Source organism: Mycobacterium sp. SMC-17 (assembly GCF_045310915.1).
Lineage (GTDB): Bacteria > Actinomycetota > Actinomycetes > Mycobacteriales > Mycobacteriaceae > Mycobacterium.
On record NZ_JBJIAK010000018.1, the window covers coordinates 84,056 to 107,256 of the forward strand.

The following is a 23,201-nucleotide window of genomic DNA, read 5'->3' on the forward strand; positions in this document are numbered from 1 at the left end:
CGGTCTGGAGATCGAACGCTTCCCCGCGTGCCTGCGGATCGGTCTGAAGATCGGCCTCCGCATCGGTCTCGGGCTCTTCTGCCTCGGGCTCGGCGTCGGGGTCTGTGTCGGTCTGTGCCTGTGGCTCGTGGGCCGGCTGCTCGTCGGCGTTGTCGTTGTCACCGGTCGACTGGTAATCGCCCTGGGGCTTCGCGCGCGGGCCCGTGACAGGGGCGTAGTCGAGCGACAGCGCGGGCCCGCTCCGCAGCGGTCGACACAATCACGGCCGCCGGGCCGGCGGCACCGTCGTCCGCCGGCGGCCTGCGCGTCAGGCCTGGTCCGCCTGACCCGACAACGTCGACTGCGAACCTACGCACACCCGCACTCGGGTTTTCACGACGTCAGTTCTCACTCAAAGACAAGAACGCCCGACGTGAATTCACGTCGGGTGTTCCTGTTGCCGGTGTCAGCCGGCGTGTGCGGCTGAGCCCCCGCCGGTGGCGGCGGTCGACTTCGCGGCGCTTTCCTTCTTCTGCCGCTTGGTCTTCGGGGTGTCCTTGGCGACCTTCTCGGACTTGTCCTTGCCGGCCTTGGTGTCCTTGGTGACCTTGTCGGTCTTCGCGGGCTTGTCGGCCTTCTTGTCCTTCTTGTCCTTGCCTGCGGTGGACGTGCCGTCCGCATCGTCAGCGGCGTGCTTCGGCTTCTTACCGCTGTCCGGCGTGGACGGGGTGCCTTCCTCGGCGGCGTGCTTGCCCGACGACTGCTCGGTGTCCGTCTTGGTGTCGGTCTTCGGGTCGGCCTTCGGATCGGTCTTGGTGTCCTCTGCCTTGGGCTCGGCCTTCGGGTCGGTCTTGGGATCTTCGGCGGCCGGAGTGGTGCCGGTCGTGTCCTCGGCCGTCTTGTCCTTGTCGCCGGCCGTGTGGTCGGTGGCCTGCTTGCCGTCCTTCTTGCCCGTACCGGTGAGGCCGGTGAGGCTCGCCGACAGCGGCGCCAGCTTCGGCGTGGTCGACGGAATGTCCGTCGCGGCCGTCGGGCTGACGACGCCCTCCTTCGCCGCCAGCGAATTGACCGTCGCGCCCTGCGTCAGACCGCCCAGCGTGCCCAGCACGCCGTTGAGCAGGTTCTGCACCGTGCCGGCCAGGCCGCCCAGCGGGTTGAAGCTGCCGAGCTTGCCGCCGGTCAGCAGCTTGATCAGCGCTTCGACTGCGTTGTCCGGCGCAGCGGTCGGGTTGGCGCTGAAGAACTCCTTCTTGAAGCCCGCGACCAGCGAGTTCATGATGTCCGCCGGCACCTTCTGCCAGTTGACGTTCGGGAACGAGAAGAACGGCGTCGGGGTGGCGGCGTCGTCCAGGGTGCGGCTGTAGGTGCCGTCCGCGTTGCGGACGACGTCGGTGTAGCCCAGGTTCACCAGGCTGGTCATGGCCGGCGCGAGTGCGTTGGCCAACCGGTAGACCGGGTCACCCAGCGTGCCGAAGCTGACCATGTTCAGCACGTCGCCGGTCAGGTACATCGGCTCCATCAACGGCAGCGTGTTGGTCGGGATCGTCAGATAGATGTTGACGGCCAACGGGTTTCCGGACAGCAGGCCACCGGTGAGGTCGCCCAACTGGCTGGTCAGCTGGTTGGTCAGGGTGGCGGTGGAGATGCCGCGCAGCAGGTAGGTCGGCAGGGTGCCGGCGACCAGGTTGTTGGCCAGGCTGAACGGGTTGGGCCACGCGGCCAGGTCCGAGAACGGCTGGTACTCGAGGGTGGCGTCGACCTTGATGGGCAGCAGGCTCGCACCGCCGATGGACAGCCCGGTGTTCAGCAGCGGGATGCCGCCGCTGTGTGCGGCCGCGACGTCCGGGGTGATCAGGTTGATGCCGAGCAGGTCGCCGATCGGGTAGAAGCGCGCCAGCAGACCGCCGTTGGCGCGGCCCAGGTTGTTCAGCAGGATCAGCGGCAGGACGGTCAGGCTGCCCAGGATCGGGTTGGCGCCGCCATCGGTGGTACCGCCCGGCTGGTTGGACAGATCTGCCAGCACCTTCGAGTACGCCTGTCCGGCAGAGAACGCGCCGAGGCCGAAGCCGATGGTGATCGGCACCCGCACATCGATCAGGTCCAGGTTGTCCAGGCCGATGGCGTCGCCGACAAGGTTGATCGCCACCTGCACAGCCGTGATCAACGGGCCGAGGCCACCGAGGTTCCCGGCCCGGTCCAGCACCTCGTTGATGAGGCCCAGCGCGCCGACCTCGAGGTAATCGGTGTTGTTGATCGCGTTGGCCACGGCGTTCGCGGTGCCCGGCGTCCAGCCCAGGTCGAGCCCGGCGATCTTCAGCAGCGTGAACACCGGCCCGGCGGTGACGATGTTGACGCCCGGGACGTCCAGGCCACTCAGGTCCAGGATGTTGTCCAGGCTGATACCCAGAACGTCCAGCAGTCCGCTCAGGGTCACGTTGCCGTCGGCGTCCATGATGTTGAGTGCCTTGAGCAGCGGGACCAGCGCGCCCGTGAGGATCGGCCCCAGCGCCGCCTGCAGCAGCGGCTCCAGTCCGATCGGGATCACGTCGAGAATCTGCGACAGCAGATTCGGCGGCAGCTGGTTGATCAGGTTCGTGAGGTTGAGCCCGCTGAGGCCGCCCGCGGCGCTGAGCGCCTGCACGAGCGGCGGCAGGAGCGCCTCGATGCCGCCCTGGGCCAGGTTGTACGCCGCGTTGCCGACACCGAACGTGATATCCGGCAGCACGCCCGGCTCCGGGAACGGCGTGGTGAACGCCGACAGGTGGACGGCCGAGTGCGACGACGGCACCACCTTGGGGGCCGGCGGGTTCGGGACCGAGGCCGTGACCGTCATCGCGGTAGCTGTTGCGGCCGCCGCACCCAGCAATGCCGCCCGCTTTGCTTGAACGCGCCCAGCGCGATACGAAACTGCCATTTTGCCCCGTCCCCTCAGCCACCACAATTGGTTATCAACCGGACGGTAACATTAATGCATCGCAGCTCCAACATGCATCTTGACCAGCCGCTTTCCCAGATTTGGCAATCGGCTCCCGGAGGCTCACATCGGCCTTGGGTCGCCGCATCAGCAGCAAATTTTTGCCGCGTAAATATAGTTTGCTGGACGGCTCAAACTTCCCTCGCCCAGCAGTTCCACGCCTTGGCATATATTGACGCGACAGTTGCTGTGACGTCGTACTCATGCAGGTCCAAACGTGATTCAGGCCATAGTTGACAGCCGCCGACCGTCGCCGGCAGCTTCGCAACATAGGCAAAGGCCCGGTATTCACAGTGTGCTGACAGGCAGTACGCATCAATTCAGGCAAACGCGCTGCACAGACCCATCGGCTACAGCTGGGGCGTCAGATCCAATTTGGTCAGGGCACTCATCTGGCTGACCTTCCAGTCGGCCCCGGAGCGCTTCAGCGTCAACCGGTACGACAGGTAGCGGAGCGACGGGATGCCCTTGGTCAGCGGGCTGGTCGCGACCGAGTTGGTGTAGACGAGCGCCGTGGCCTGATTTGCACCGATACTTTCCACCGCTGTGCCCATAACCTTGGTCTGGTTGGTGACCTGAGCCTGCTTGTTGCTCGCAACGATCGAATCGACGAACTTGCGGTACTCCCCGGCGAAACCGCCGGCCAGATACTGCTGCGACCGGTCGGCCAGCTTGTCCATGTCGTCCGGCGAGTACGACCACAGCGTCGACACCGCCGCGGCAGCGGTCTTGGCGACCTCGAACTTGGCCTGCACCAGGGCACGATCCGCCAGGTACGGCTGCACCGCCGCGCCCGCAAAGGCCGAGGCCCCGACGAACAGCGCCGCCGCCACCGCGCCGGCGGCCAGCAGCTTGCGCCCGGCAGGGCGGTGCGGCACCAGCGTCACCGGCGCCGTTTCCACCTCGTCCGCGACCACCTCATCCGTCGCGTCGGCGTCCGCCTCGTCCGCGGCCGCCTCGTCCGCGGCCACCTCGTCCGTCGCGTCGGCGTCCGAATCTTCTTGTGCGGCAGTTTCTTCCGCCTGTTCGGCGGCAGCGTCGTCAGCCGGCGCGGCGTCGACGGCCTTCTGCCGGGGCAGACGGTGCCTGCGCCTGGCCGCTTTGCCCTGCGGGGCGTCGGCCGGCTGCGGAGCATCGGCCACAGACTCCCCGGGGGTCACATCACCGGATTCATGCGGCTGATCTTCCACTGCTGCCCTTCCTGCGTAGCCGTTACCACCCAACGCGAGCCACTTTCCACGGTCGCGTTGCCGTCCGGCGTCGTCGTCGTCAGCTTCATCGCGATCAGCACGTCGGCGCTGCCGTCGTCATTCCACCGTTGTACGCCCGCGTCTTCGACGGATCCCTCCGCCGGTTGCGCGCGCGCCACCTGCATCAGGATCTGGTCGTGCTTGTCCTTGAACTGTTTGGCGAACTCGCCGGTGGACTGCCCCGCGATCTTCTCGACGTAGGCGTTGGCGTGGAACGGGTCGACCGCGGTGAAGCCCCTCATGAACTCTTCGACGTAGCCCAGCACCGCCGCCGACTTGGCCTGGCTCGCCACGTCCTTCTCGTGCTGGACCAGCAGGTAGGTGCTGGCCGCGATCGCGGCGATCACCAAAACCGTTGTGACGCAGGCAATCACCGCCAACACCACGCGGCGGGGCACCGCCGCGACAGCCTTGAAGTAGTCACCGGCGACGAAGCTCTCGGCGGCATCGATCTTGCGACGCGGACTCATCAGCGTCCTCCCCGCGGGCTCTTGAGCACCGTCAGATTCGACAACTGCCACCTGCCGTCGGGTGACTTCACGAAGTCGACCCGCACGGTGGCGGTGATGAACCGCAGGGTGTTGGCGTCGACACCGCGCTGTCCCTGCAGCGCGAGCAGCATCGTGGCCTGATCGGTGCCGGCGCTGAGGATCGCGCTGCTCACCGCGTAGTACTGGTTGGTGGTCGGTTTCTTGCTCACCGCCTGCTGCTGCTTGATCAGCTGGTCGCGGTAACCGTCGGTGACCAACGCCTGGGCCGTCTTGAAGTCGTTCTGATACGTGTCGATGCCGTAGCTCAGCACGTGCTCGACGATCTTGGGACCCTGCTCGGAAATCTGGTTCCGCGCCTCATCGACTGCGCGGTCGTGCCGGAACTGCACGCCATAGCTCAGTCCCACCGCCGCCACACAGACCAGGGCACCGGCCACGAGCACCTGCCCGGCCCGCCGGGCGGGGTCCCCCGCGGGCGCCGGGACGACGCGAACTTCGGTGTGCAGCAACAGATCTGCGAAAGTGCGATGCCGCGGGTCCCACAGCGGCCACAGCCAGCCCAGCAGCACCGCGACGGTATCCAACAGATGCGCGAAGTCACGCAGGGCCAAACGCCCCATACCGGCGGGAACGCCGGCGGGTACCCGCTCCACCCGGATGGCGAACAGCGACCGGCCCAGGCTCCATCCGGTGATCGACGGCAGCAGCCACCGGTTCGCCAGGACGGCTGCCGCAGCCAGCGTGGCCACGGCGGCGTACACCCACAGCGTCCAGTCGGCCCGGGCGGCATAGCCCAGCAGGGCCATGACAGCGATGATCGCCACGCCCAGCACCACGTCCAGCGCGAAGGCGCCGGCCCGCGCCGGCCACGACGCCAGCACCGGTGCCGCTTCGAACTCGGACCCCGTGCTCACTGCCTCGGCGCTCGTCGTCTCCTGACCAACCGTCACGAGGTGACCTGGTCGAGCTTGGCCACCTTGAACTTCCCGTCCACCGGTGCCATCTGCGCCCGCATCCGGTAACCGACTTCCTTGTCCTTCTCGGCGCTGTTGTTGATCTTCACGCGCACCGCCACCAGGACGTCGATGGACCCGTCATCGTTGTGCTTCTCGACGGCCGCCCGCATCTGCGAGATCTGCACCTGCACATTGGCGGCCTTGTACGCCTCGAGCGTGATGCCGCTCATGAACGACGCCTGCGTCTGGTACGCGCCGGTGGCACATTCGATGATCTTCGTCTGCGCGGCGATCATGGCCGACGTGTCGGGCGCCTGGGTGGCCGTGACGCAGTCCTTGGCCGCCGCGATGGCGGCGGTCTCGCTCGCCGCAAGCGCCTGACTCTCCCGATGCGATTTGAGCGCGAACCAACCGCCGGCGCCGACCGCCGCGGCCAGCGCGACGAGCGCAAGGCACACCGTCAGGGCAATGCCCCGCCCGATCCGGGCGGGGCGCTGCGCACCCTCTGATTCACCGGTTTCGCCCGGCGCCAATCCCGAACTGCTCCTCGCGTGCGCCTCGATCGATTCCTCGGCAGACGGCTCTGTCGTCACCACGTCCTGGGACGTGACGTCCTGCTCATCGGTGGGGTTCAGCTGGCTGGTGCCAGCATCTCCTTCCATCCGTCGTCTCCTGGGTTGCTCGAGTTACTGACCGAATACTTCACACCATTCGGTCCGACCACCTGACCGCTCTGCGGGTTGTAGGTGGCCTCTGGTCCTGCTGCCGGAGTGTAGAGGCACTTGTTGGGTTGCTGCCCGCTGCACTCCACCGTGCCCTGCCCCGGTGCGCTGATCGGGTCACTGGACGGCGCCGACGCACGCTCCGGCGGCGGCAGCATGTTCGCCGGCAGCGGGTTCATCCCGTTGTTGATCGACGGCGCCGGGATCACCTTGCCCGGGTCGACCGGCTGATCACAACGCGCGGCCGGGGCCGGGCAGTTCACGATCTGGTCCGGGGTGCCGTACCACGGGTTGGTACCGAGCGGCTCGTACGGCTTGTTGTCGCGGCACTCCATCGGGCTTGCCGCGCGTTTCCCCGGGTTGTCCACACACGGCAGGTTGCGGGAACCGCGGACCGTGTTCTGGGCGTCCTTCGGGATCTTGCAGTACAGGCCCGACTCCAGCGGGGCGGTCGACGTGTCCGCCGGGGACCGCCACTGCGACGCCGGCAGGAAGCCGGTGAGGCACGGCGGCGGCTGGTTGATACCCAGCGCCAGGTTGATCGGCAGTTCCTTCTCGTAGACCGCGTTCAGCGAGTCGACGATGGGGCCGGCCATCGGCAGCACCACGAGCACCTGCTCGAGGCCCTTGTTGTAGCGCTTCAGCATGTCGAGCACGATCTCGACGTTGGCCAGCGACTGCGGCAACGCGTCACGGACCTCGCCGAACACGGCGTTGAGCTGATCGGCCGTCGGCGCGCCCTGCTGGATGGCGTTCCGCAGCGCCGCGTCCTGCTGAGCCGACTGCGAGGCCAGCACGTTCAGGTTCCGGGCCCACCGTGAAATGGCGTCGCCGGACTTGACCTGGCTGTCGATGATCGGCGCCGAGTTCTGGATGATGTCGTCGACCGAACCGAGGTTGTCCTTGAAGTCCCCCGCCAGCGCCTGGGTCCCGTCGACGAGGTGCTGCAGTGACGGACCGAGCCCGCCGACAGCCTCCGCTGTGTAGTCCAGCAGCGCGCCGATCTTCTCCTTCGGTAGCGAGGCGAGCGCGTTCTGCGTCGCGTCGAGAGCCGGACCGACCTCCTTGGGGACGGAGCCCTTGGTGATCGTCTGACCAGATGTGAGGTAACGCTTGGACGGGTTCTCCGGCGGCACCAGATCGATGAACTGCTCACCGACCGCGGACACCGAGTGCACGTTCGCCTGCACGTTGTCCGGGATGTCCACGTCGTTGTTGACGTCCATGGTCACCCGCGCGCCGGTTACCGTCGGCTCGACGGACAGCACCTTGCCCACCTGGTTACCCAGGTACGTGACGTTGGCGGTCTTGTACAGGCCGCCCGAGTTGGGCAGTTCGGCGTACAGCCGATGCATACCCACACCGAGGTAGGTCGGCAGCTTGAGGTACACCAGGGACAGCCCGACGAGAGCCGCCACGGTCACGATGCTGAAGATGATCAGCTGAATCTTCAGAAAACGGGTCAGCATCTTCTCACTCGCCCCTTTCGATTCGCGGGCCGCCCGGTGCGTTGGCCGGGTTCGGGGTGAATCGGACGTCCGGGATCATCGTCGCCGGGTCACGGCCCCACGACTGTTCCAGAGCCCGAGCCATACCCGACAGACCGGTGCCGGTCAGGATGCCGTTGTCGATGGCGCTCAGCGTCAGGTCGAGGTGCAGCGAGATGTTCATGTAGTCGCCGCGGATGACCTTGGGGATGTTGTCGATCGGGAACGGCAGCGTGAACAGCAGCTTCATGGCCGGCACGAGGTTCGGTGACGTCTTGGCGATCTGCTTGAGCGCCCGCTGCAACGTCGCGAGGTTGGTGTGCAGGTTCGCGTTGCTGTTCGACAGCGTGGTGTCTGCGGCCTTCGACAACCGGCCCAGCGCCAGCACGGCGTTCGAGAACAGGTCCTGGGTCTTGTTGAAGTGCTCGATCAGCGGCGGCGTCTCGGTCAGCACCCGATCAAGGGTGTCGTTGCGATCCGCGACGACCTTCAGCAACGTGTCACTGGAGCGAATGGCCCGCGTGATGTCCTCGCGCTGCTGATTGATCTCGTCGGTGAAGGTGTCCAACCGGTGCAGGAACTCTTTGATCTGATCCGCGCGCCCGTTGAGGATGTTGTAGACCTCGGACTGGATCTTCTCGATGTTCGGCACACCGCCGCCGTTGAGGATTCCGGAGATACCGGCCAACGTGCGCTCGATGGTGGGGTACGCCGACGAGTTCTTCAACTCGATGGTGTCGCCGTTGCGCAGCGGCTTGGGCGACGGGTCCGGCGGTGCGTCCAACTCGAGGTGTTGGGCACCCAGCAAGCTCGTCTGACCGATCTTGGCCTGCACGTTGCGCGGCAGGTTGATTCCGGGGTTCAGATCCACCGTGAGGGTGGGGACCCAGTTCTTCAACTCGATGGCACGCACCCGGCCGACGAACACGTCGGCCACCCGGACCCGGCTGTTGGCGTTGAGCCCCAACGTCTCCGGCATCTGGACGTAGATCGTCGAGTGCCCTTCCACCGTGCCCGGGCCACCGGGCAGCGGCACGTTGGCGATGCCACGCCAACCGCAGGAGCTGAGGATCAGCGCCGCGGCCGACAACACGCCGACCCGGCGGGCGTTACGCGCCCACCCCCCGCGGCGGTGCCGCGAATATGCCGAGGGCGACTTCGTCCTCCTGGACGCGGTCATCATTGGCCTCCAACTTCTGCGGGAAGTGCGGGTCCGGGCGCCGGCGCAGGCGCCGGTCCGGGGACGGGCCCAGGTGCCGGCCCAGGAGCCATCGCACTCATCGGGCTCGGATCGTTACCCGGTCTCGGCGGCGAGACGGGTCCCGGCTGCGGGTACCACGGCGGGGGCAGCGGGCTGCTCTCGTTGTAGGCGTTCGGCGGACCCGCCATGTTGACGCCACCGGTCGGCGGGATGATGTCCGGGCCGCCCATGAGCTCGTCCAGCGACTCCGGCGTCAGCAGGTCCTGCGTCGACTGCCCGACCTTGAGTCCCTGCATGCCCGGCGCCGTGATCCAGCCCGGCTCGTGCTGGCCGTGCGACCACGGGGTGTCGGGCGAGAACACACCCGGCACGGTCGTGTCCTTGTACCCGCCCGGGGGCTGCAGGCGCGGCTCCGAGTAGGTGACCAGCTTCGGCAGCGTCATGGCGGTGGTCGCCATGTTGATGCCGAACGGCAGGTAGTTGAACTTGATCGCGTCCATGACCGGCGCCAGGTACTGCGCGCACAGCTCGGCCGAGTCCTGGTAGCCCAACCGGCTGCCGGCCTGGATCGAGCTGCAGATGAACTGCAGCGGGTTCGCGTAGCTGGTAAGGCCCGGAAGGATGCCGGACGCAATCACACCACCGGTGGCCGGCGAGTAGATGTTTTCAAAGTTGGCTAGGAAGTTCGGGTACGAATGCAACGCCTGTTCCAACCCGTCGCGAGACGCCGGTTGCAAGATGGCGGTAGTTGCCTCGGAGACATTGTTGATGTCGTGAGCCAGGACGCTGCCGTTCTTGTCCAGGAAACTCCTAGTCGTGGACATGACCTGGTTGAGATCCTTGAGCGCCGACGCCAGTTCCTGATCGGTGTTGGTGAACCTGTTGGTGAACGACGCCAGGTCATTGTTCAGCGAGACGAACTGCTGGTCGCTCTTGTGCAGTGCGTCGACGAATACCGCCAGGCTCTTGATCACCTGGAAGAAGTCACCGCGGCCGGTGTTCAGAGTGCTCACCGCATCCGACAGACCCTTGAGGGTCTTGTTGAACTGGGCGCCCTTGCCCTCGAAACCGTCGGCGAACGACTCGATGATGTCGCCGAACGGGCCCTTCGGCTGGTCCTTGGTCGGACCCAACTCGGCGAGGATGCGCGTCAACTGGTTGCGCAGCTCGTCGTACTCGATCGGAATCTGCGTCCGCTCGATCGGGATGACATCGCCTTCCTTCATCTGCGGCCCACCGGTGTACGGCGGCGACAGCTGAATCACGCGGGACGCGACGAGGCTCGGGTTCAGCACCGAAGCCGACGCGTTCTGCGGCACCTTGAAGTGGTTCGAGTAGTGGAAGACGACTTTCATCTGGTCGCCGTGTGGCTCGGTGGTATCGACGGCACCGACCTCGACGCCCATGATCTGGATCTTGTCCCCCGGGTACAGCGCGAGCACCTCAGGGAAGTAGGCCGTCACCGTCGTGGTGGTCATCTTGCGGTACAGCTGCAGGCCGAAGAAACCGAGCAGCACGATCGCCACGAGCGCAAGCGCACCACCGATGAGCGTCCCCTTCGACAGGTTCGGCTTCCTGATGTTCCGGATATTGAAAACAGTCGACATCGTGGCGGCCCTATCCTTGCGACCCTGGCGGGAGGAACGGCGGGTTACCCGGCAGCGGCGCGGAGCCGGCCGGACCGGCGCTGGGTCCCGGCCCCGGCGGCGCCGGCGGAGCGATCAGCGGACCGGGAATCGGAGCGAATCCGGGAGCGATGTCGTTGTCACCGGGCTGAGGCGTCAGCGGAACCGTGCGAGCACCGACGGGTGCAGGCGGCAGCGGCACCGGCGTACCGGGCACGCTCTCGGCCGGCTGTCCCGGCAGAGCGGCGGACGGCACTCCCGGGCCTGTGGGCACACCGGCCGGGTTCGGCGCCGAGGCGACGACGTCCGGCGGCGCGTAACCGGGTCCACCGAACGGACCGACGCTGAGGTGCGAGCACGGCAGCGGATCGGCCGGCGACGGGTCGGCACCCGGTCCCGGGGTGTACGAGCATGGCGAGCCGGGAGGCACCGCGGGGCCGGGATGCTCCGGCGTGCCTTCGAGCTTCGGCGGGGCCGGCGGCGGGGCGCCGTTGGCGAAGCGCTTGCCGTTGGGATCCGGCCACTGCGCTTCCGGCAGGCCGGCGCTGCGCCAGAAGTCTTCGGGGTTCAGACCACGCTTCTTGAACGCGGCGTCCACGAACGGCTGCATCAGCTGCGGCGGCAAGATGTTCGACACCAAGACCTTGAAGTACGGACCCGATGCGATGGCTTCCGACAGCGAGGCCACGAACTTACCTGCGGCCACCAAGGTGTCGGACAGGTCCTGCTTGCGGGCGACGAGGATGTCGCTGATGGTCCGCAGCTGCTCCAGAATGTGGTTGATGTTCGGGTTCTCGTCGATGGTCGCCTTCAACTGGTGCGACACCCTGGACACGCGCTCCAGCAGCAGACCGACGGCCTCGCCGCGCTGGTTCAACGAATGCAGCAGCGCTTGGGCGTTGACCAGCAGCGTGTTCACCTGGCCGCTGCGGTCGCCGAGAATCGTCGCGATCTTGTTGGCGTTACCCAGCAGCGAGCGGACCTGCTCGTCACGCTTGCCGATGGTCTCCGACAGCTTCTGCACGCCCTCGAGCGCGGCGCTCAGGTGCGGCGATGTCTGATCGACCGTCTCGGACAGGACGTTCAGCGATTCCTTGACCACCTTGGTGTCCCAGCCCTGCGAGGCGCGGGTGACGTCGAAGATCGCATCGTAGATCTGGTAGGGCGTGGAGGTCTGGCCCAGCGGCAACGTGCCGCGCGGCGGCAGTTTGTGGGTGCCCTTGGCCTCGATCTCGATGGCCTTGCGGCCAAGGATGGTCTCGGTCTTGATCAGCGCACGGCTGTCGGTGCCGATGGTGTTGTTGCCGATGTCGAAGCCGATGACCACCTTGTCGCGGTCGATGTCCATGTTCTTGACGGTGCCGACGTTGACACCGTCGATGCGGACGTAGTCGCCAACCATCAGGCCGCCCGTATCGCTGAACTGCCCGTAGTACGTCGGCGCAGCAAACAGCATCGGCACCTTGGTCACGGACGCACCCACCGCCGTGACCAGCACGACGGTCGCCAGACCCATCATGCCTCTGCGGACCCGATCGGACCCCTCTATGGACCTCACTTCGGCGTGCACCTTCCCGACGGCTGGTTGGTGAGCTTGACTGTGCGCACGGGGCCACCCGGCTGCAGACCGTTCATCTTCAACTCGATGTCGCAGACGTAGAAGTTGAAGAAATCGCCATAAACGCCGCCGGACCGACCCAGGATCTTCAGTGCCTGGGGCACCTTCTGCAACGTGTCGTTGAGCTGTTCTTTCTGGTCCACCAGTGACTGCTGCGTGGTCTCCAGGTAGCCGAGCGTGCTGTGCAGCAGCTCGCGGTTGTCGCCCAGCAGATCGGCGAGCGAGCCGGCCGCGTCGCTGATGTTCGCCACCGAGTCGGCGATCGGATCGGAGCGCTGCTTCAGGCCGGTGACCAGGGACTCGAAGTTCTTGATGGTGTCGTCGAACTGCTTCTGGTGCTTGACCGTGGTGTCGAGCACGGTGTTCAGGTTCTTGATCACCTCACCGATGGCCTGGTCCTGCTCGCCGATGGTCGAGGAGAACGACGCCGTCTGATCGAGGATGTTGTTGATCGTGCCGCCTTCGCCTTGGAAGATCGTGACGAGCGACGAAGCGATGGTGTTGACCTTCTGCGGGTCCAGCGACCGGAACAGGGGCCGGAAGCCACCGACCAGCGCATCCAGGTCCAGGGCCGGCTCGGTGCGGTCGACCGGGATGGTCCCCCCGGGGGCCAGTACCTGGTTGCTGTCACCGCGACGCAGGTCCAGGTACCGGTTGCCGATCAGGTCCAGGTAGCGGATGTGCGCCGTGGTCCCCTGGTACAGCGACAGGGACTTGTCGACGCTGAACTTCACCCGCGATTTGCTGCCACCGTCGATCAATTCGACGTCGGTGACCTTGCCGACCTCGACGCCGTTGGCGCGCACAAACTGATCAGCCTTCAAGCCGCTGCTGTTGGTGAAGATCGCCGAGAACTCGTTGGTCCGGCTGAACCGGAACTGACCGAAGACGATGAAGATGCCTGCTGTGAAGGCCAGCAGGACCGCGGAGAAGATGGCGAGTTTGATCGCCGTGCCCTTGATGCTCATGGGTTGATCGTGTTCTCCCCGTCTTGACGGCCCCAGACGTACTCGGATGCGAACGGCGATCCGAGACCGAAGTGGTTGTAGGGTGCGATCGACGCGCCGGTGTCCATCACCATGTACGGCATCGGCAGGATGTCCTTGGTGACCGTCCAGCAACCGGGCCGGCCCATCGGACCGCCGGTGGCGTTGATCCGCGGGAGGTTGTCCGGGTAGACGTACTGGTTGGCCGCACCGACGAGTTCGGTGTGAGTCACCAGCGAGTAGCCGTTGCCGCCCAAGCTCTTAGCCAAGGCCGGCGCCCCGGCGGCGAAGCCACGGAACAGGCAGTCGAGCTCGGGGGAGTACTTGTCGAGCAGCCGGGACGTCGGCAGCAGGTCCTCGGCGCCGCGGACCAGGTAGGGGCCACCGCGCTCGAGAATGTCGCCACCGGTGTTGCCGAGGCCGACGGCCGACATGAGGGCCTGGTCGATGGTGCCGCGCTGGTCGTTCAGCGTGCGCTCAGTGATCACCGCGTTCTTCAGCCCGTCCCACAGATCCGGCGAAGCCTTCGAGTACACCTCGGACAGATCGGCGAGGGCCTTGGTGTCGTGCCGGATGTTCGGCATCCGCTGATTCAGATCGGCCAGGATGGTGTTGCCGTTGACCAGCGACTGCCCGAACTTGTCACCCAAGCCGTCCAGCGCCTGCGCCGCGGCGGTCAAGGTCGCGTTCAGCTTGATCGGGTCGACCTGCTCGGAGATCGCCGTGATGGTCTCGAACAGGGTGTTGAGCTCGGTGGTGACGCACGCCTCGGCCGGCGTCGGGGGCGAGCACTTGGAGACGTCGATGGTGTCGCCGTTCTTGATCCGCGCGCGCTCGGGGTCCGACGGTGAGGTGAACGAAACGTACTTGCTGCCGAAGACTGTGGTGGCCAGCAGCTTGGTGTTGACGTTCTTGGGCAGCAGAGGAAGGTACTTCGGGTCGACATCGAGCTGCAGACGGGCCTTCGTGTCGTCTTCCTTGCCGATGACGTCGATCTGCTTCACGCGGCCGATGGGCACCCCGTTGTAGGTGACCTTCGAACCCGGGTCCATGGACAGTCCGGACCGGGGCGACACCACGTAAAGCTTGGCCTTGGTGTCGAAGTAACCGCGGAACTGGAACCAGACCATCACGAGAACGAGGGCGGAGATCACCGCGAAGATGACGCCGACGATCAGGTACGGCGGGGTGCGGTCCTTGTTGAGCTCCGCGTGGACCTGACCCTCGGCGACAGGTGGCGTTGCTTGTGGATTCGTCATCGCGTCACACCGTCAGGTTGAAGTTCGGGTCGGTGCCGTACAGCGCCAACGAAAAGAGCAGGACGACAACGACGTTGGAGATCAGCGACGTACGCATCGAGCGGCCCACGGCCTCGCCCACGCCGACGGCGCCGCCACTGGCGTAGTAGCCGAAGTACGCGTGGTTGAGCAGCACCACCATCGACATGATGATGACCTCGAGGAACGACCACATCACGTCGTCGACGCGCAGGAACGTGTGGAAGTAGTGCTCGTACGTTCCCACCGACTGACCGTAGAAGAGCGTGGTGACCAGCTGTGCCGACAGGAACGACAGCAGCAGGGCCAAGGCGTACAGCGGAATGATGACGACCATGCCGGCGACCAGGCGGGTCGAGACCAGGAAGGACAGGGACTTGACCCCCATGACCTCCAGGGCGTCGACCTCTTCGCTGATGCGCATGGCGCCGAGCTCGGCGGTGGCGCCTGCGCCGACTGTGGCTGCCAGCGCGGTGCCGCTGACCACCGGTGCGACGACGCGGATGTTGGCCAGGGCGGCGAAGAAGCCGGTGAAGGCGGCGACACCGATGTTGCCCAGCGAGGCGAAGCCCTGGATGGCGATCAGGGAGCCCGCCGCCAGGGTGACGAAGCCGATGATCGCGACGGTGCCGCCGATGACGGCCATGGCGCCGGTGCCCATGCCGACCTCGGCGATCAGCCGCAGCACCTCTTTGCGGTAGAACCGCAGGCAATGCGGGATATGCCCGACGGCCGACCCCACGAAGACCCCGACGTGGCCCATGCTGGCGAGCATCCGGCTCGGCGCAGCGCCGAAGTCCTTGACACGTGAGAAGACGCGGGGGAACCGGCCCTGCAAAACTGTCGCTGTACTCATGCGCTACCCGGCCTGCGTTCCGAATTTGATACCGATCGTGGTGAGAACCACGTTGACCGCGAACAGAGCGATGACGCAGAGCACCAGCGTTTCGTTCACCGCCGTGCCCACACCCTTCGAACCACCCGCCACGGTCAACCCGCGGTAGCAGCCGACCAGGCCTGCGATCAGACCGAAGATGGTGGCCTTGAGGACGGAGATGACGACTTCGGGGAAGCCGGTCAGCAGGGTGAGCGTCGAGACGTAGGCGCCGGCGTTGACGTTCTGGATGTACACACCGAAGAAGTAGCCACCGACCAGACCGATGATGATCACCGCGCCGTTGAGCATGAAGGCCACGAACGTGGAGGCGACCACGCGGGGTACGACCAGGCGCTCGATGGGATCGATGCCCAGCACCTCCATGGCGTCGATCTCTTCGCGAACCGTCCGGGCGCCGAGGTCCGCACAGATGGCCGTCGACCCGGCGCCGGCGACCACCAGCACTGTCACCAGCGGCCCCAGCTGGGTGACCGCACCGAGGGCGGCACCGGCACCGGAGATGTCGGCTGCGCCGAACTCACCGAGCAGGATGTTCAGCGTGAAGATGATGAGCACCGTCAGTGGGATCGAGACCGCCAGGGTGGGCAGGAATGCCACCCGGATCAGGAACCAGCACTGAAGGATGAACTCCTTCCACTGGAATGGCCGCGATACCAGTGCCTTGAAGGTGAGGATGCACATTTTGACGAAGCCGCCCACCTTGGTGAATGGCTTGTCGAGCTGGTCCTTGAGATACCCGACCAGGGAGTTGTCTGAGGCTGTCACCGATCAGCGATCCCTTCCGGAATCCGGCCGTTCCGCGGCGTCACGCGTGGCACGTCCCCTCCTTAGCCACTAGCACAAACTGAGTGATTTCTGTCTCGCTACTCCCGAGTAGTAAGACGGACCACAGGACTGTACCCGATACACCGCGTACCCCGTGACCCAACTGAGGGATAATTGCGTTCAGTTTCAGCAAACGCGACATCGGCCCATCCGCCCTCCACTCAGGTGGTCGAATTTCTCAGCGCGACGTCACTTGCCGCGCTCACGACACACTTGTATCACCGAACCGCGCGCGGAGTTCCGTTTTAAGAACCTTGCCAGAAGGATTTCGTGGCAATGCGTCGACAATTTCCAGCGCTTTGGGGTGCTTGTAGCGCGCCAGCCGTTCGGTCAGGAAATCGTCGAGATCCGCCAGGGTCAGGGCACTTTCGCTCTCGGCATTCACATTCGGCGCCACTGCGACGACCGCCACCGGCACCTCGCCCCATTTTTCATGGGGTCGTCCGATCACCGCGACTTCGGTAATCGAGGGATGCGCGGCCAGAATGTTCTCTACTTCCGCACAGTAAATATTTTCGCCGCCGGAAATAATCATGTCCTTTTTACGATCGACGACCCAGATGTAACCCTCTTCGTCTTGGCGAACCAAGTCACCGGAATGGAACCAACCGCCGGCGAATGCCTCGGCCGTCGCCTTCGGGTTGTTCCAGTACCCCGCCATGAGGGTGGGCGCACGGTAGACGATCTCCCCGACCTCGCCCACCGGGACGTCGTTCATGTTGTCGTCGACGACCCGGGCGGCCACGGTCGGGATGACCCGCCCGACCGACCCGAGCTTGCGCAGCGCGTCCTGGCTCAGCAGCATGCACGTCACCGGCGACATTTCGGTCTGACCGAACGCAGCAAAGATCTGCGTTCCCGGGAACGTCGACGCCATCTCCCTCAAAAGAGTGTCCGATGCGGGCGCCGCGCCCCAGGAAAGGACGCGCAGTTTGACGTCGCGCGGCTTGGCCTGCTGCGCCGCGCACACCGCCTGCCACTGCGCCGGGACCAGGAAGATCGACGAGACGCCCTCGGCCTCCAGCACGTCGAGCAGCGCGCCGGGATCGAACGCGCCGAGTGGGTAGATGACCGTGGGCAGACCCAGGAGCAGACCGCCGATCATGTTGCCGATGCCGGCGATGTGGAAGAACGGGACGCCGATGAAACCGACGTCGTTGTTGATGTCCGGCGCGATCGTGAACAGGTTGGTCATGGCCTGGCCCATGATGTTGACGTGCGTGAGCACGGCGCCCTTCGGATAGCCCGTGGTGCCCGAGGTGTACATGATCAGCGCCGGTGAGTCCTCGGGGATATCAACAGGCGCGGGTGACGCTCCGCCCTCGGCGAGCACGTCCTCGTAGCCCAGTACGGCCCCCTCGCTTGCGCCGCCGGCAACGATCACCGTGGCCAACGACGGTTCCAGCTCGCGCACCGCGGTGGCGACGGGAGCCAGCACCTGCTCGGTGATCACGGCTCTCGGGTCGCAGTCCCGAACCAGGTAGGCGATTTCGGGCGGGGTCATACGGAAGTTGACCGGCACCGCGATGGCGCCGAGCAGGTTGGCCGCCAGGAACGACTCGACGTACTCGGTGCGGTTCAGCATCAGGATCAGCACACGATCGCCGAAGCCGACCCCGCGACGGCTCAGCGCTCCCGCGAGCTGGGTCACGCGGCTCTGCAGCTCACCCCAGGTGACGGTGTGGCCGACGAAACGCAGCGCGGTCCCGTCGGGTTGCATGAGGGCGTGCCGGGCGAGATGGGTGGTCCAGTTCTGCCGACGGGCAAGATATGGCTGCTCGAGTGCTGCGGATGACACGGTCTGCTCCTGTGTCTCGATCGGCATCGCGGCGGAATTGGAGTGGTCGCGACAAACGATGCTGATATTTGATCAAATATAGTGTTGCCGCCGTCACAATAGGACGCCCGCACCATCCGGACAACCGCCGGGTGGCCCTACCCCGCCGACAAGAAGGACTGCCGTGAACGTCTCGGCGAAACCGCTACCCGGCCTCGAGCGGGCCCGTCGGCGCGAACAGCTGTCCGACGAGGTGGCGGCCCATCTCCGGGCGGCGATCATGTCGGGCGCCCTGCGGCCGGGTACCTTCGTCCGGCTCGACGAGACCGCGGCCGCTCTCGGCGTGAGCATCACGCCGGTCCGCGAGGCACTGCGCACCCTGCGCGGTGAGGGCATGGTCGAGCTCGAACCCAACCGCGGCCACGTGGTGTCCGCGTTCACGCGCGACGACATCGCCGACATCTTCTGGCTGCAGGCGACCATCGCCACCGAGATCGCCGCGAACGCGGCCCGGCGCATCACCGAACCCGTCATCGCCGAACTCGACCGGCTCACCGACGAACTCGCGGACGCCGTCGCGACGGGCGACGTCGACGCGATCGCGTTGGCCGAGTTCCTGTTTCACCGGGAGTTCAACCGCGCCGCGGGCCGCACGAAGCTGGCCTGGTTCCTGCTGCACGCCGCCCGGTACCTGCCGGTCCGGATCTATGCCACCGACCCGCAGTGGGGCGCGGCGACCGTGGCGAATCACCGCGAACTCGTTGCCGCGTTGCGGGACAGGGACATCGACGAAGTCGTGCGGCAGACGCGCCGCCAATTCGACGATGCCGCCGAGCGTTTGACCGGCCGCCTCGACGAACTCGGGTTGTGGCCTGCTTAGTTGGCGGCGAGCTGCTCGGCGCGCGTCTTGAGGTTGCCGGCCAGGTGGTCCAGCGCGTCGTTGACGACCTTCTTGACCATCATCGACGGAATGCCGGGCATATCGACCTCGACGTCCATGTCGACCGTCAGCAGCGCGCTGGCGCCGAGGTCGACCACGGAGAACAGCTGCTCCTGCTTGGAGAACAGATTGCCCTGCTGCATGACGGTCTGAATCTGGCCGTCACCGGGGTAGTAGACGGCCTGGATGTAGGAACCGTCCATGCCCTGAATCTTGGTGTCCAGGCGGAGCTGGCTGGGCCGGCCGTCGTCGTAGCGGTGCAGGATCCAGCAGCCGGTGACCTCTTCGTTCCACTGCGGGTAGGCCTCGAAGTCGGCGACGATCCCCAGGATCTGCGCTGCGGGTGCGGCGACCTCGACGGTCTTGCTCACGATCGGCATGGGCCAGAGCATATCGAGGCCGCTGCTTCGCTCCGCTTGCGCGTGTGTCCGTTGACCCTGAGCCCACGCACTCCGCTACTCGAACTTCTCCGCCGCCGGCGCAGGGTCAACTGACGACGGCGGTCTCCAGCAGCTCGCGGATGGGAGCCGGGATGGGGACGGGACGACGGGTGTCGCGGTCGACGTAGACGTGTACCCAGCTGCCGACCGCCGCCGGCGTCGTATCGCCGTCGGCCCACAGCCCCGTGCGATAGGTGACGCTGCTGTTGCCCAGCCGGGTCACCGCGAGCCCGACGACCAGCTGCGACGGAAACTTCAGTTCCGCGAAGTACCGGCAGCCCGATTCGGCGACGACCCCGAGCCACGGCGCGGCCACCGGGTCGACGTCGCGCGTGGTGTTGATCCACGCGTTGATCGCGGTGTCGAAAAGCTCGTAGTAGACCGCGTTGTTGAGGTGGCCGAACATGTCGTTGTCGGTCCATCGGGTCTGCACGGGCCAATGCACCGGAAATTCCGCGGTGGTCAGTGCCTGCTCCATGTCGGCCAGTCTGTCAGGCTGGTGACATGTTGATCCGCGGTGCCGTACTCGAAGAGATCGGCCGGGCCCGCCCGTACGCCGAATCCCGGCCGCTCACCATCAGCGAGTTGGACCTGGACGCACCGGGCGACGGCGAGCTGCTGGTCCGCATCGAGGCGGCCGGGTTGTGCCATTCCGATCTGTCGGTGGTCGACGGCAACCGGGTCCGCCCGGTGCCGATGCTGCTCGGGCACGAGGCGGCCGGCGTCGTCGAACAGGTCGGCGGCACTTCGGATTTGGCGGTCGGGCAACGCGTCGTCATGACGTTCCTGCCGCGCTGTGGCCAGTGCCGGTCGTGTGCGACGGACGGCCTGGCGCCCTGCATTCCCGGCAGCGCCGCCAACGGCGCGGGCACGCTGCTGGGCGGCGACACGCGGCTATCCCGAAGTGGCACAACGGTTCTGCATCACCTGGGGGTGTCTGCCTTCGCAACGCACGCAGTGGTGGACCGCCGTTCGGTGGTGCCCGTTGACGCCGATGTGCCACCCGTGGTCGCCTCGCTGCTCGGCTGCGCGGTGCTGACCGGCGGCGGCGCGGTACTCAACGCCGGACAACCGAAACCCGGGCAGACGGTGGCGATCGTCGGCATGGGCGGCGTCGGGATGGCCGCGATGCTCACGGCGCTGGCGCACGACGACGTCCGCATTGTCGCCGTCGACCGGTTGCCGGACAAACTCGAGCAGGCCCGCGCGCTCGGCGCGCTCGGCGCGCACGACGCCGTCACCGACCCCGGCGACATCAAGGCCGATGTGGTGATCGAGGCCGCCGGCCACCCCGCCGCCCTGGAGACCGCGATCGGCATGACGGCCCCGGGCGGCAAGACCATCACGGTCGGGCTGCCGCACCCTGATGCGCGAATCTCGGTGTCGCCCTTGGCTTTGGTCGCCGACGGCCGGTCACTGATCGGCAGTTATCTCGGATCGGCCGTACCGGCGCGGGACATCCCGCGTTTCGTCGAGCTGTGGCGGTCGGGGCGACTCCCGGTCGAGAAGCTGGTGTCCGACACCATCACACTCGACGACATCAACACCGGCATGGACGCCCTGGCCGACGGCCGCGCGGTGCGGCAGATCGTGCAGTTCTAGGGCGTGACCATCGGCATCAGGTAGCGGCGCACATAGGCCCGCGTGTCATCGAGGCTCGCGAGCTTGATGCCGGTGTGCGGCGTGACGATGAACGACAGGGTGAGCCTGGTCTGCAGCTCGGCCGCGGTCCGCAGGTGCCGTTCCTGTGCAGCGGTGATGGCCTTTGCCCCGTACAGCTCGTGGCGGAACAGTGCGACCGTGTAGTCGGTGGCGAAGTCGATGATGGGGCCCGCGTCGACGGTGAGGCTCGGCAGGATCGCCTCGGGTTCGGTGCGCAGCAACTTCTTCAGCAGCGCATGTTCGCGGATGAAGGTCACGGTGAAAATCGTGTCGTAGACCATGCGGTCCTCGAACGTCTTTCCCTGCGCTCGGGCCCGGGTACTGCCCTCGAGGAATCGGCGCACTTCCGACAACACGATGGCGTCGTTGAGGGCCGTCTTGGTGGGAAATCGCCGATAGAGCGTGGCCCGCCCGACACCGCTGCGCTTGGCGACATCCTCCATGGTCGAGCGGCGCATCCCGACCAACTCGGCCTGTTCCAGGCCCGCCCGCAAGATGCGGGTGGTGATCTCGTCGGGGTCTTCAACCAGGGCGGCCACCGCGGGGTCCGGATCGGACAGCCGACGCACGAAATCTTCTGTTCGGCTTGAGGTCACGCACTTCTCCTTGCCAGTCCGGCTCCCCGGTCGTACGGTAGATCATATCCGAGCGAGACAAATAGCGTCTCAATGTCTCGCACGCCGCATCTGACGTCCGCGCTCCGACGGAAGGAACTGCGATGCAGATTGGTCTCTGGTCCCGTTGGCTGGCGCTGCATGGTGTGCCGCGGGCGTTTCTCGGGATACAGGCGCGTCGCGGCGATCCCATGGCCGCACTCCTGGCAAACCACGGCCGCCCGGCCGATCCGTACCCGTTGATGGAGGCGATCCGGCAGCAGGGCCCGCTGGTGCGCAAACGCTACACCTGGGCCACCGTCGATCACGGCGTGTGCCGGGAGATACTGCGGGACAACAGGTTCGGCATCACCGACCCCACTGCCATGGAACTTCCCAAACCGTTGCAAGCCTTGATCGCGCGGACCGACCCCGGCGTGTCCAACCCCGTCGAACCGCCCGCCATGGTTGTCGTGGACCCGCCTGATCACACGCGTTACCGGCAACTGGTCGCGCAGAGCTTCACCCCGCGGGCCATCGGACGACTGGACTCGCGGGTCGCGGAGGTCACGGGTGAACTGATCGAGCGGCTGGCCCGATCACCGCATCCCGATCTGATCAGCGACTTCGCGGCGCAGCTGCCGATCACGATCATCGCCGAGTTGCTCGACCTACCGGCAGACACACGCCCTCACCTGCTGGAGTGGGGCCACAGCGGCGCACCGCTACTGGACGTTGGAATCCCCTGGCGCACCTACAGATCAGCGATCAACGGCCTCCGCGACATCGACCGGGTCAACCAGGAGAACTTCCGGCGGGCCCGGGCCGGCGTAGGCGGAGACACCCCTTTCAGTCGCCTCGCGACCGACGGCAGTCTGAGCGACCGGGAATTCGCCGCGAATGCCGCACTGCTGATAGGTGCCGGTTTCGAGACGACGGTCAACTTGATCGGCAACGGCATCGTGTTGCTGCTGCAGAACCCAGACCAGCTGGCCAGGCTGCGGTCCGAACCAGAACTGTGGCCCACCGCCATCGAGGAGATTCTGCGCATCGACAGCCCGGTGCAGATGACCGCGCGGACTGCGACTGTCGATGTCGAGATCGCCGGTGAACAAATCAGCGCGGGCGACATGGTGGGGTTGTTCCTGGGCGGCGCAAACCGCGACCCGAGAGTGTTCGCCGACCCGGCACGTTTCGACATCGGCCGCGAAAACGCCCGCGAACACCTGGCATTCGCCTCAGGTGTGCACGCCTGCCTGGGCGCGGCGCTGGCTCGGATCGAAGGCGTCACGGCCCTGCGCGCCCTCTTCGAAGCGTTCCCGGATCTGGACCTCACGGAGACACCGAGTCGCCGCGGCCTGGTCAATCTCCGTGGCTACTCCACGCTCCCGGCACAGTTGGGGACACGACGGGTGGTGACCGCCTAGTGTCCTGCGCCGGGAATTCGTTGAAGATATGAACCGAGTCGTTCGAAGATCTCGTCGGCGGTCTTGGTCCAGT

At 66.2% G+C, this 23,201-nt stretch carries 20 protein-coding genes; 3 read left to right on the forward strand and 17 right to left on the reverse strand.

Translation table 11 applies throughout. From position 1 onward, the window contains the following. Window positions 1-445 precede the first annotated feature (445 nt). The 14 genes from ACJH7A_RS14060 to fadD5 form a co-directional block, all read right to left on the reverse strand. Entirely contained in the window at window positions 446-2,893 is a 2,448-nt protein-coding gene (locus ACJH7A_RS14060; protein ID WP_406802153.1) for a hypothetical protein, read from the reverse strand. 410 nt (window positions 2,894-3,303) lie between these two features. After that, window positions 3,304-4,143 (reverse strand): mammalian cell entry protein, encoded by an 840-nt coding sequence (locus ACJH7A_RS14065; protein ID WP_406802154.1) that lies wholly within the window; start codon window positions 4,141-4,143, stop codon window positions 3,304-3,306. Next, the gene (locus ACJH7A_RS14070) at window positions 4,110-4,673 is read right to left on the reverse strand and encodes a mammalian cell entry protein (RefSeq protein ID WP_406783922.1); all 564 of its coding nucleotides are present in this window, start codon (window positions 4,671-4,673) and stop codon (window positions 4,110-4,112) included. Before ACJH7A_RS14070 ends, ACJH7A_RS14065 begins: the two co-directional genes overlap by 34 nt. Next, a complete protein-coding gene (locus ACJH7A_RS14075; RefSeq protein WP_135357663.1) occupies window positions 4,673-5,644 on the reverse strand; it encodes an RDD family protein in 972 nt (323 codons plus the stop codon). Before ACJH7A_RS14075 ends, ACJH7A_RS14070 begins: the two co-directional genes overlap by 1 nt. Then, entirely contained in the window at window positions 5,641-6,312 is a 672-nt protein-coding gene (locus tag ACJH7A_RS14080) for a hypothetical protein (protein WP_135357664.1), read from the reverse strand. The genes ACJH7A_RS14075 and ACJH7A_RS14080 overlap by 4 nt, the downstream gene beginning before the upstream one ends. Then, window positions 6,282-7,841, reverse strand: coding sequence for a virulence factor Mce family protein (locus ACJH7A_RS14085; protein ID WP_406802155.1), 1,560 nt, complete (start codon window positions 7,839-7,841; stop codon window positions 6,282-6,284). Before ACJH7A_RS14085 ends, ACJH7A_RS14080 begins: the two co-directional genes overlap by 31 nt. 4 nt (window positions 7,842-7,845) lie before the next feature. After that, window positions 7,846-9,039, reverse strand: a complete 1,194-nt coding sequence (locus tag ACJH7A_RS14090) for a virulence factor Mce family protein (protein ID WP_406802156.1) — start codon at window positions 9,037-9,039, stop codon at window positions 7,846-7,848. Continuing rightward, window positions 9,039-10,667, reverse strand: coding sequence for a virulence factor Mce family protein (locus ACJH7A_RS14095; RefSeq protein ID WP_406802157.1), 1,629 nt, complete (start codon window positions 10,665-10,667; stop codon window positions 9,039-9,041). Before ACJH7A_RS14095 ends, ACJH7A_RS14090 begins: the two co-directional genes overlap by 1 nt. A 10-nt stretch (window positions 10,668-10,677) precedes the next feature. Next, window positions 10,678-12,243 (reverse strand): MCE family protein, encoded by a 1,566-nt coding sequence (locus tag ACJH7A_RS14100; protein ID WP_406802158.1) that lies wholly within the window; start codon window positions 12,241-12,243, stop codon window positions 10,678-10,680. Then, a complete protein-coding gene (locus tag ACJH7A_RS14105; protein ID WP_406802159.1) occupies window positions 12,240-13,271 on the reverse strand; it encodes a virulence factor Mce family protein in 1,032 nt (343 codons plus the stop codon). Before ACJH7A_RS14105 ends, ACJH7A_RS14100 begins: the two co-directional genes overlap by 4 nt. Next, complete coding sequence (locus tag ACJH7A_RS14110; RefSeq protein WP_406802160.1) at window positions 13,268-14,548, reverse strand: MCE family protein; 1,281 nt, start codon at window positions 14,546-14,548, stop codon at window positions 13,268-13,270. Before ACJH7A_RS14110 ends, ACJH7A_RS14105 begins: the two co-directional genes overlap by 4 nt. Before the next feature lie 4 nt (window positions 14,549-14,552). Further along, window positions 14,553-15,341 (reverse strand): MlaE family ABC transporter permease, encoded by a 789-nt coding sequence (locus tag ACJH7A_RS14115; RefSeq protein WP_406802166.1) that lies wholly within the window; start codon window positions 15,339-15,341, stop codon window positions 14,553-14,555. Window positions 15,342-15,425: 84 nt separating this feature from the next. Further along, complete coding sequence (locus ACJH7A_RS14120; RefSeq protein WP_135357671.1) at window positions 15,426-16,229, reverse strand: ABC transporter permease; 804 nt, start codon at window positions 16,227-16,229, stop codon at window positions 15,426-15,428. Between the two features lie 262 nt (window positions 16,230-16,491). Next, window positions 16,492-18,114 (reverse strand): fatty-acid--CoA ligase FadD5, encoded by a 1,623-nt coding sequence (gene fadD5 / locus ACJH7A_RS14125; protein ID WP_406802161.1) that lies wholly within the window; start codon window positions 18,112-18,114, stop codon window positions 16,492-16,494. Window positions 18,115-18,250: 136 nt separating this feature from the next. Between fadD5 and ACJH7A_RS14130 the strand changes: the two genes are divergently transcribed. Then, on the forward strand, window positions 18,251-18,946 hold the full coding sequence (locus ACJH7A_RS14130) for a GntR family transcriptional regulator (protein WP_406802162.1): 696 nt from the start codon (window positions 18,251-18,253) through the stop codon (window positions 18,944-18,946). Here ACJH7A_RS14130 and ACJH7A_RS14135 read toward each other — a convergent pair. Then, a complete protein-coding gene (locus ACJH7A_RS14135) occupies window positions 18,943-19,386 on the reverse strand; it encodes an SRPBCC family protein (RefSeq protein ID WP_133425769.1) in 444 nt (147 codons plus the stop codon). The two genes, ACJH7A_RS14130 and ACJH7A_RS14135, sit on opposite strands and share 4 nt — an antisense overlap. A 106-nt stretch (window positions 19,387-19,492) precedes the next feature. Further along, window positions 19,493-19,924 (reverse strand): thioesterase family protein, encoded by a 432-nt coding sequence (locus ACJH7A_RS14140; protein ID WP_138247575.1) that lies wholly within the window; start codon window positions 19,922-19,924, stop codon window positions 19,493-19,495. Window positions 19,925-19,950: 26 nt separating this feature from the next. Between ACJH7A_RS14140 and ACJH7A_RS14145 the strand changes: the two genes are divergently transcribed. Next, on the forward strand, window positions 19,951-21,048 hold the full coding sequence (locus ACJH7A_RS14145; protein ID WP_406802163.1) for an alcohol dehydrogenase catalytic domain-containing protein: 1,098 nt from the start codon (window positions 19,951-19,953) through the stop codon (window positions 21,046-21,048). Here ACJH7A_RS14145 and ACJH7A_RS14150 read toward each other — a convergent pair. After that, on the reverse strand, window positions 21,045-21,704 hold the full coding sequence (locus tag ACJH7A_RS14150; protein ID WP_406802164.1) for a TetR family transcriptional regulator: 660 nt from the start codon (window positions 21,702-21,704) through the stop codon (window positions 21,045-21,047). The genes ACJH7A_RS14145 and ACJH7A_RS14150 overlap by 4 nt on opposite strands. Window positions 21,705-21,826: 122 nt before the next feature. Between ACJH7A_RS14150 and ACJH7A_RS14155 the strand changes: the two genes are divergently transcribed. Next, complete coding sequence (locus ACJH7A_RS14155; protein WP_406802165.1) at window positions 21,827-23,128, forward strand: cytochrome P450; 1,302 nt, start codon at window positions 21,827-21,829, stop codon at window positions 23,126-23,128. Window positions 23,129-23,201 lie beyond the last annotated feature (73 nt).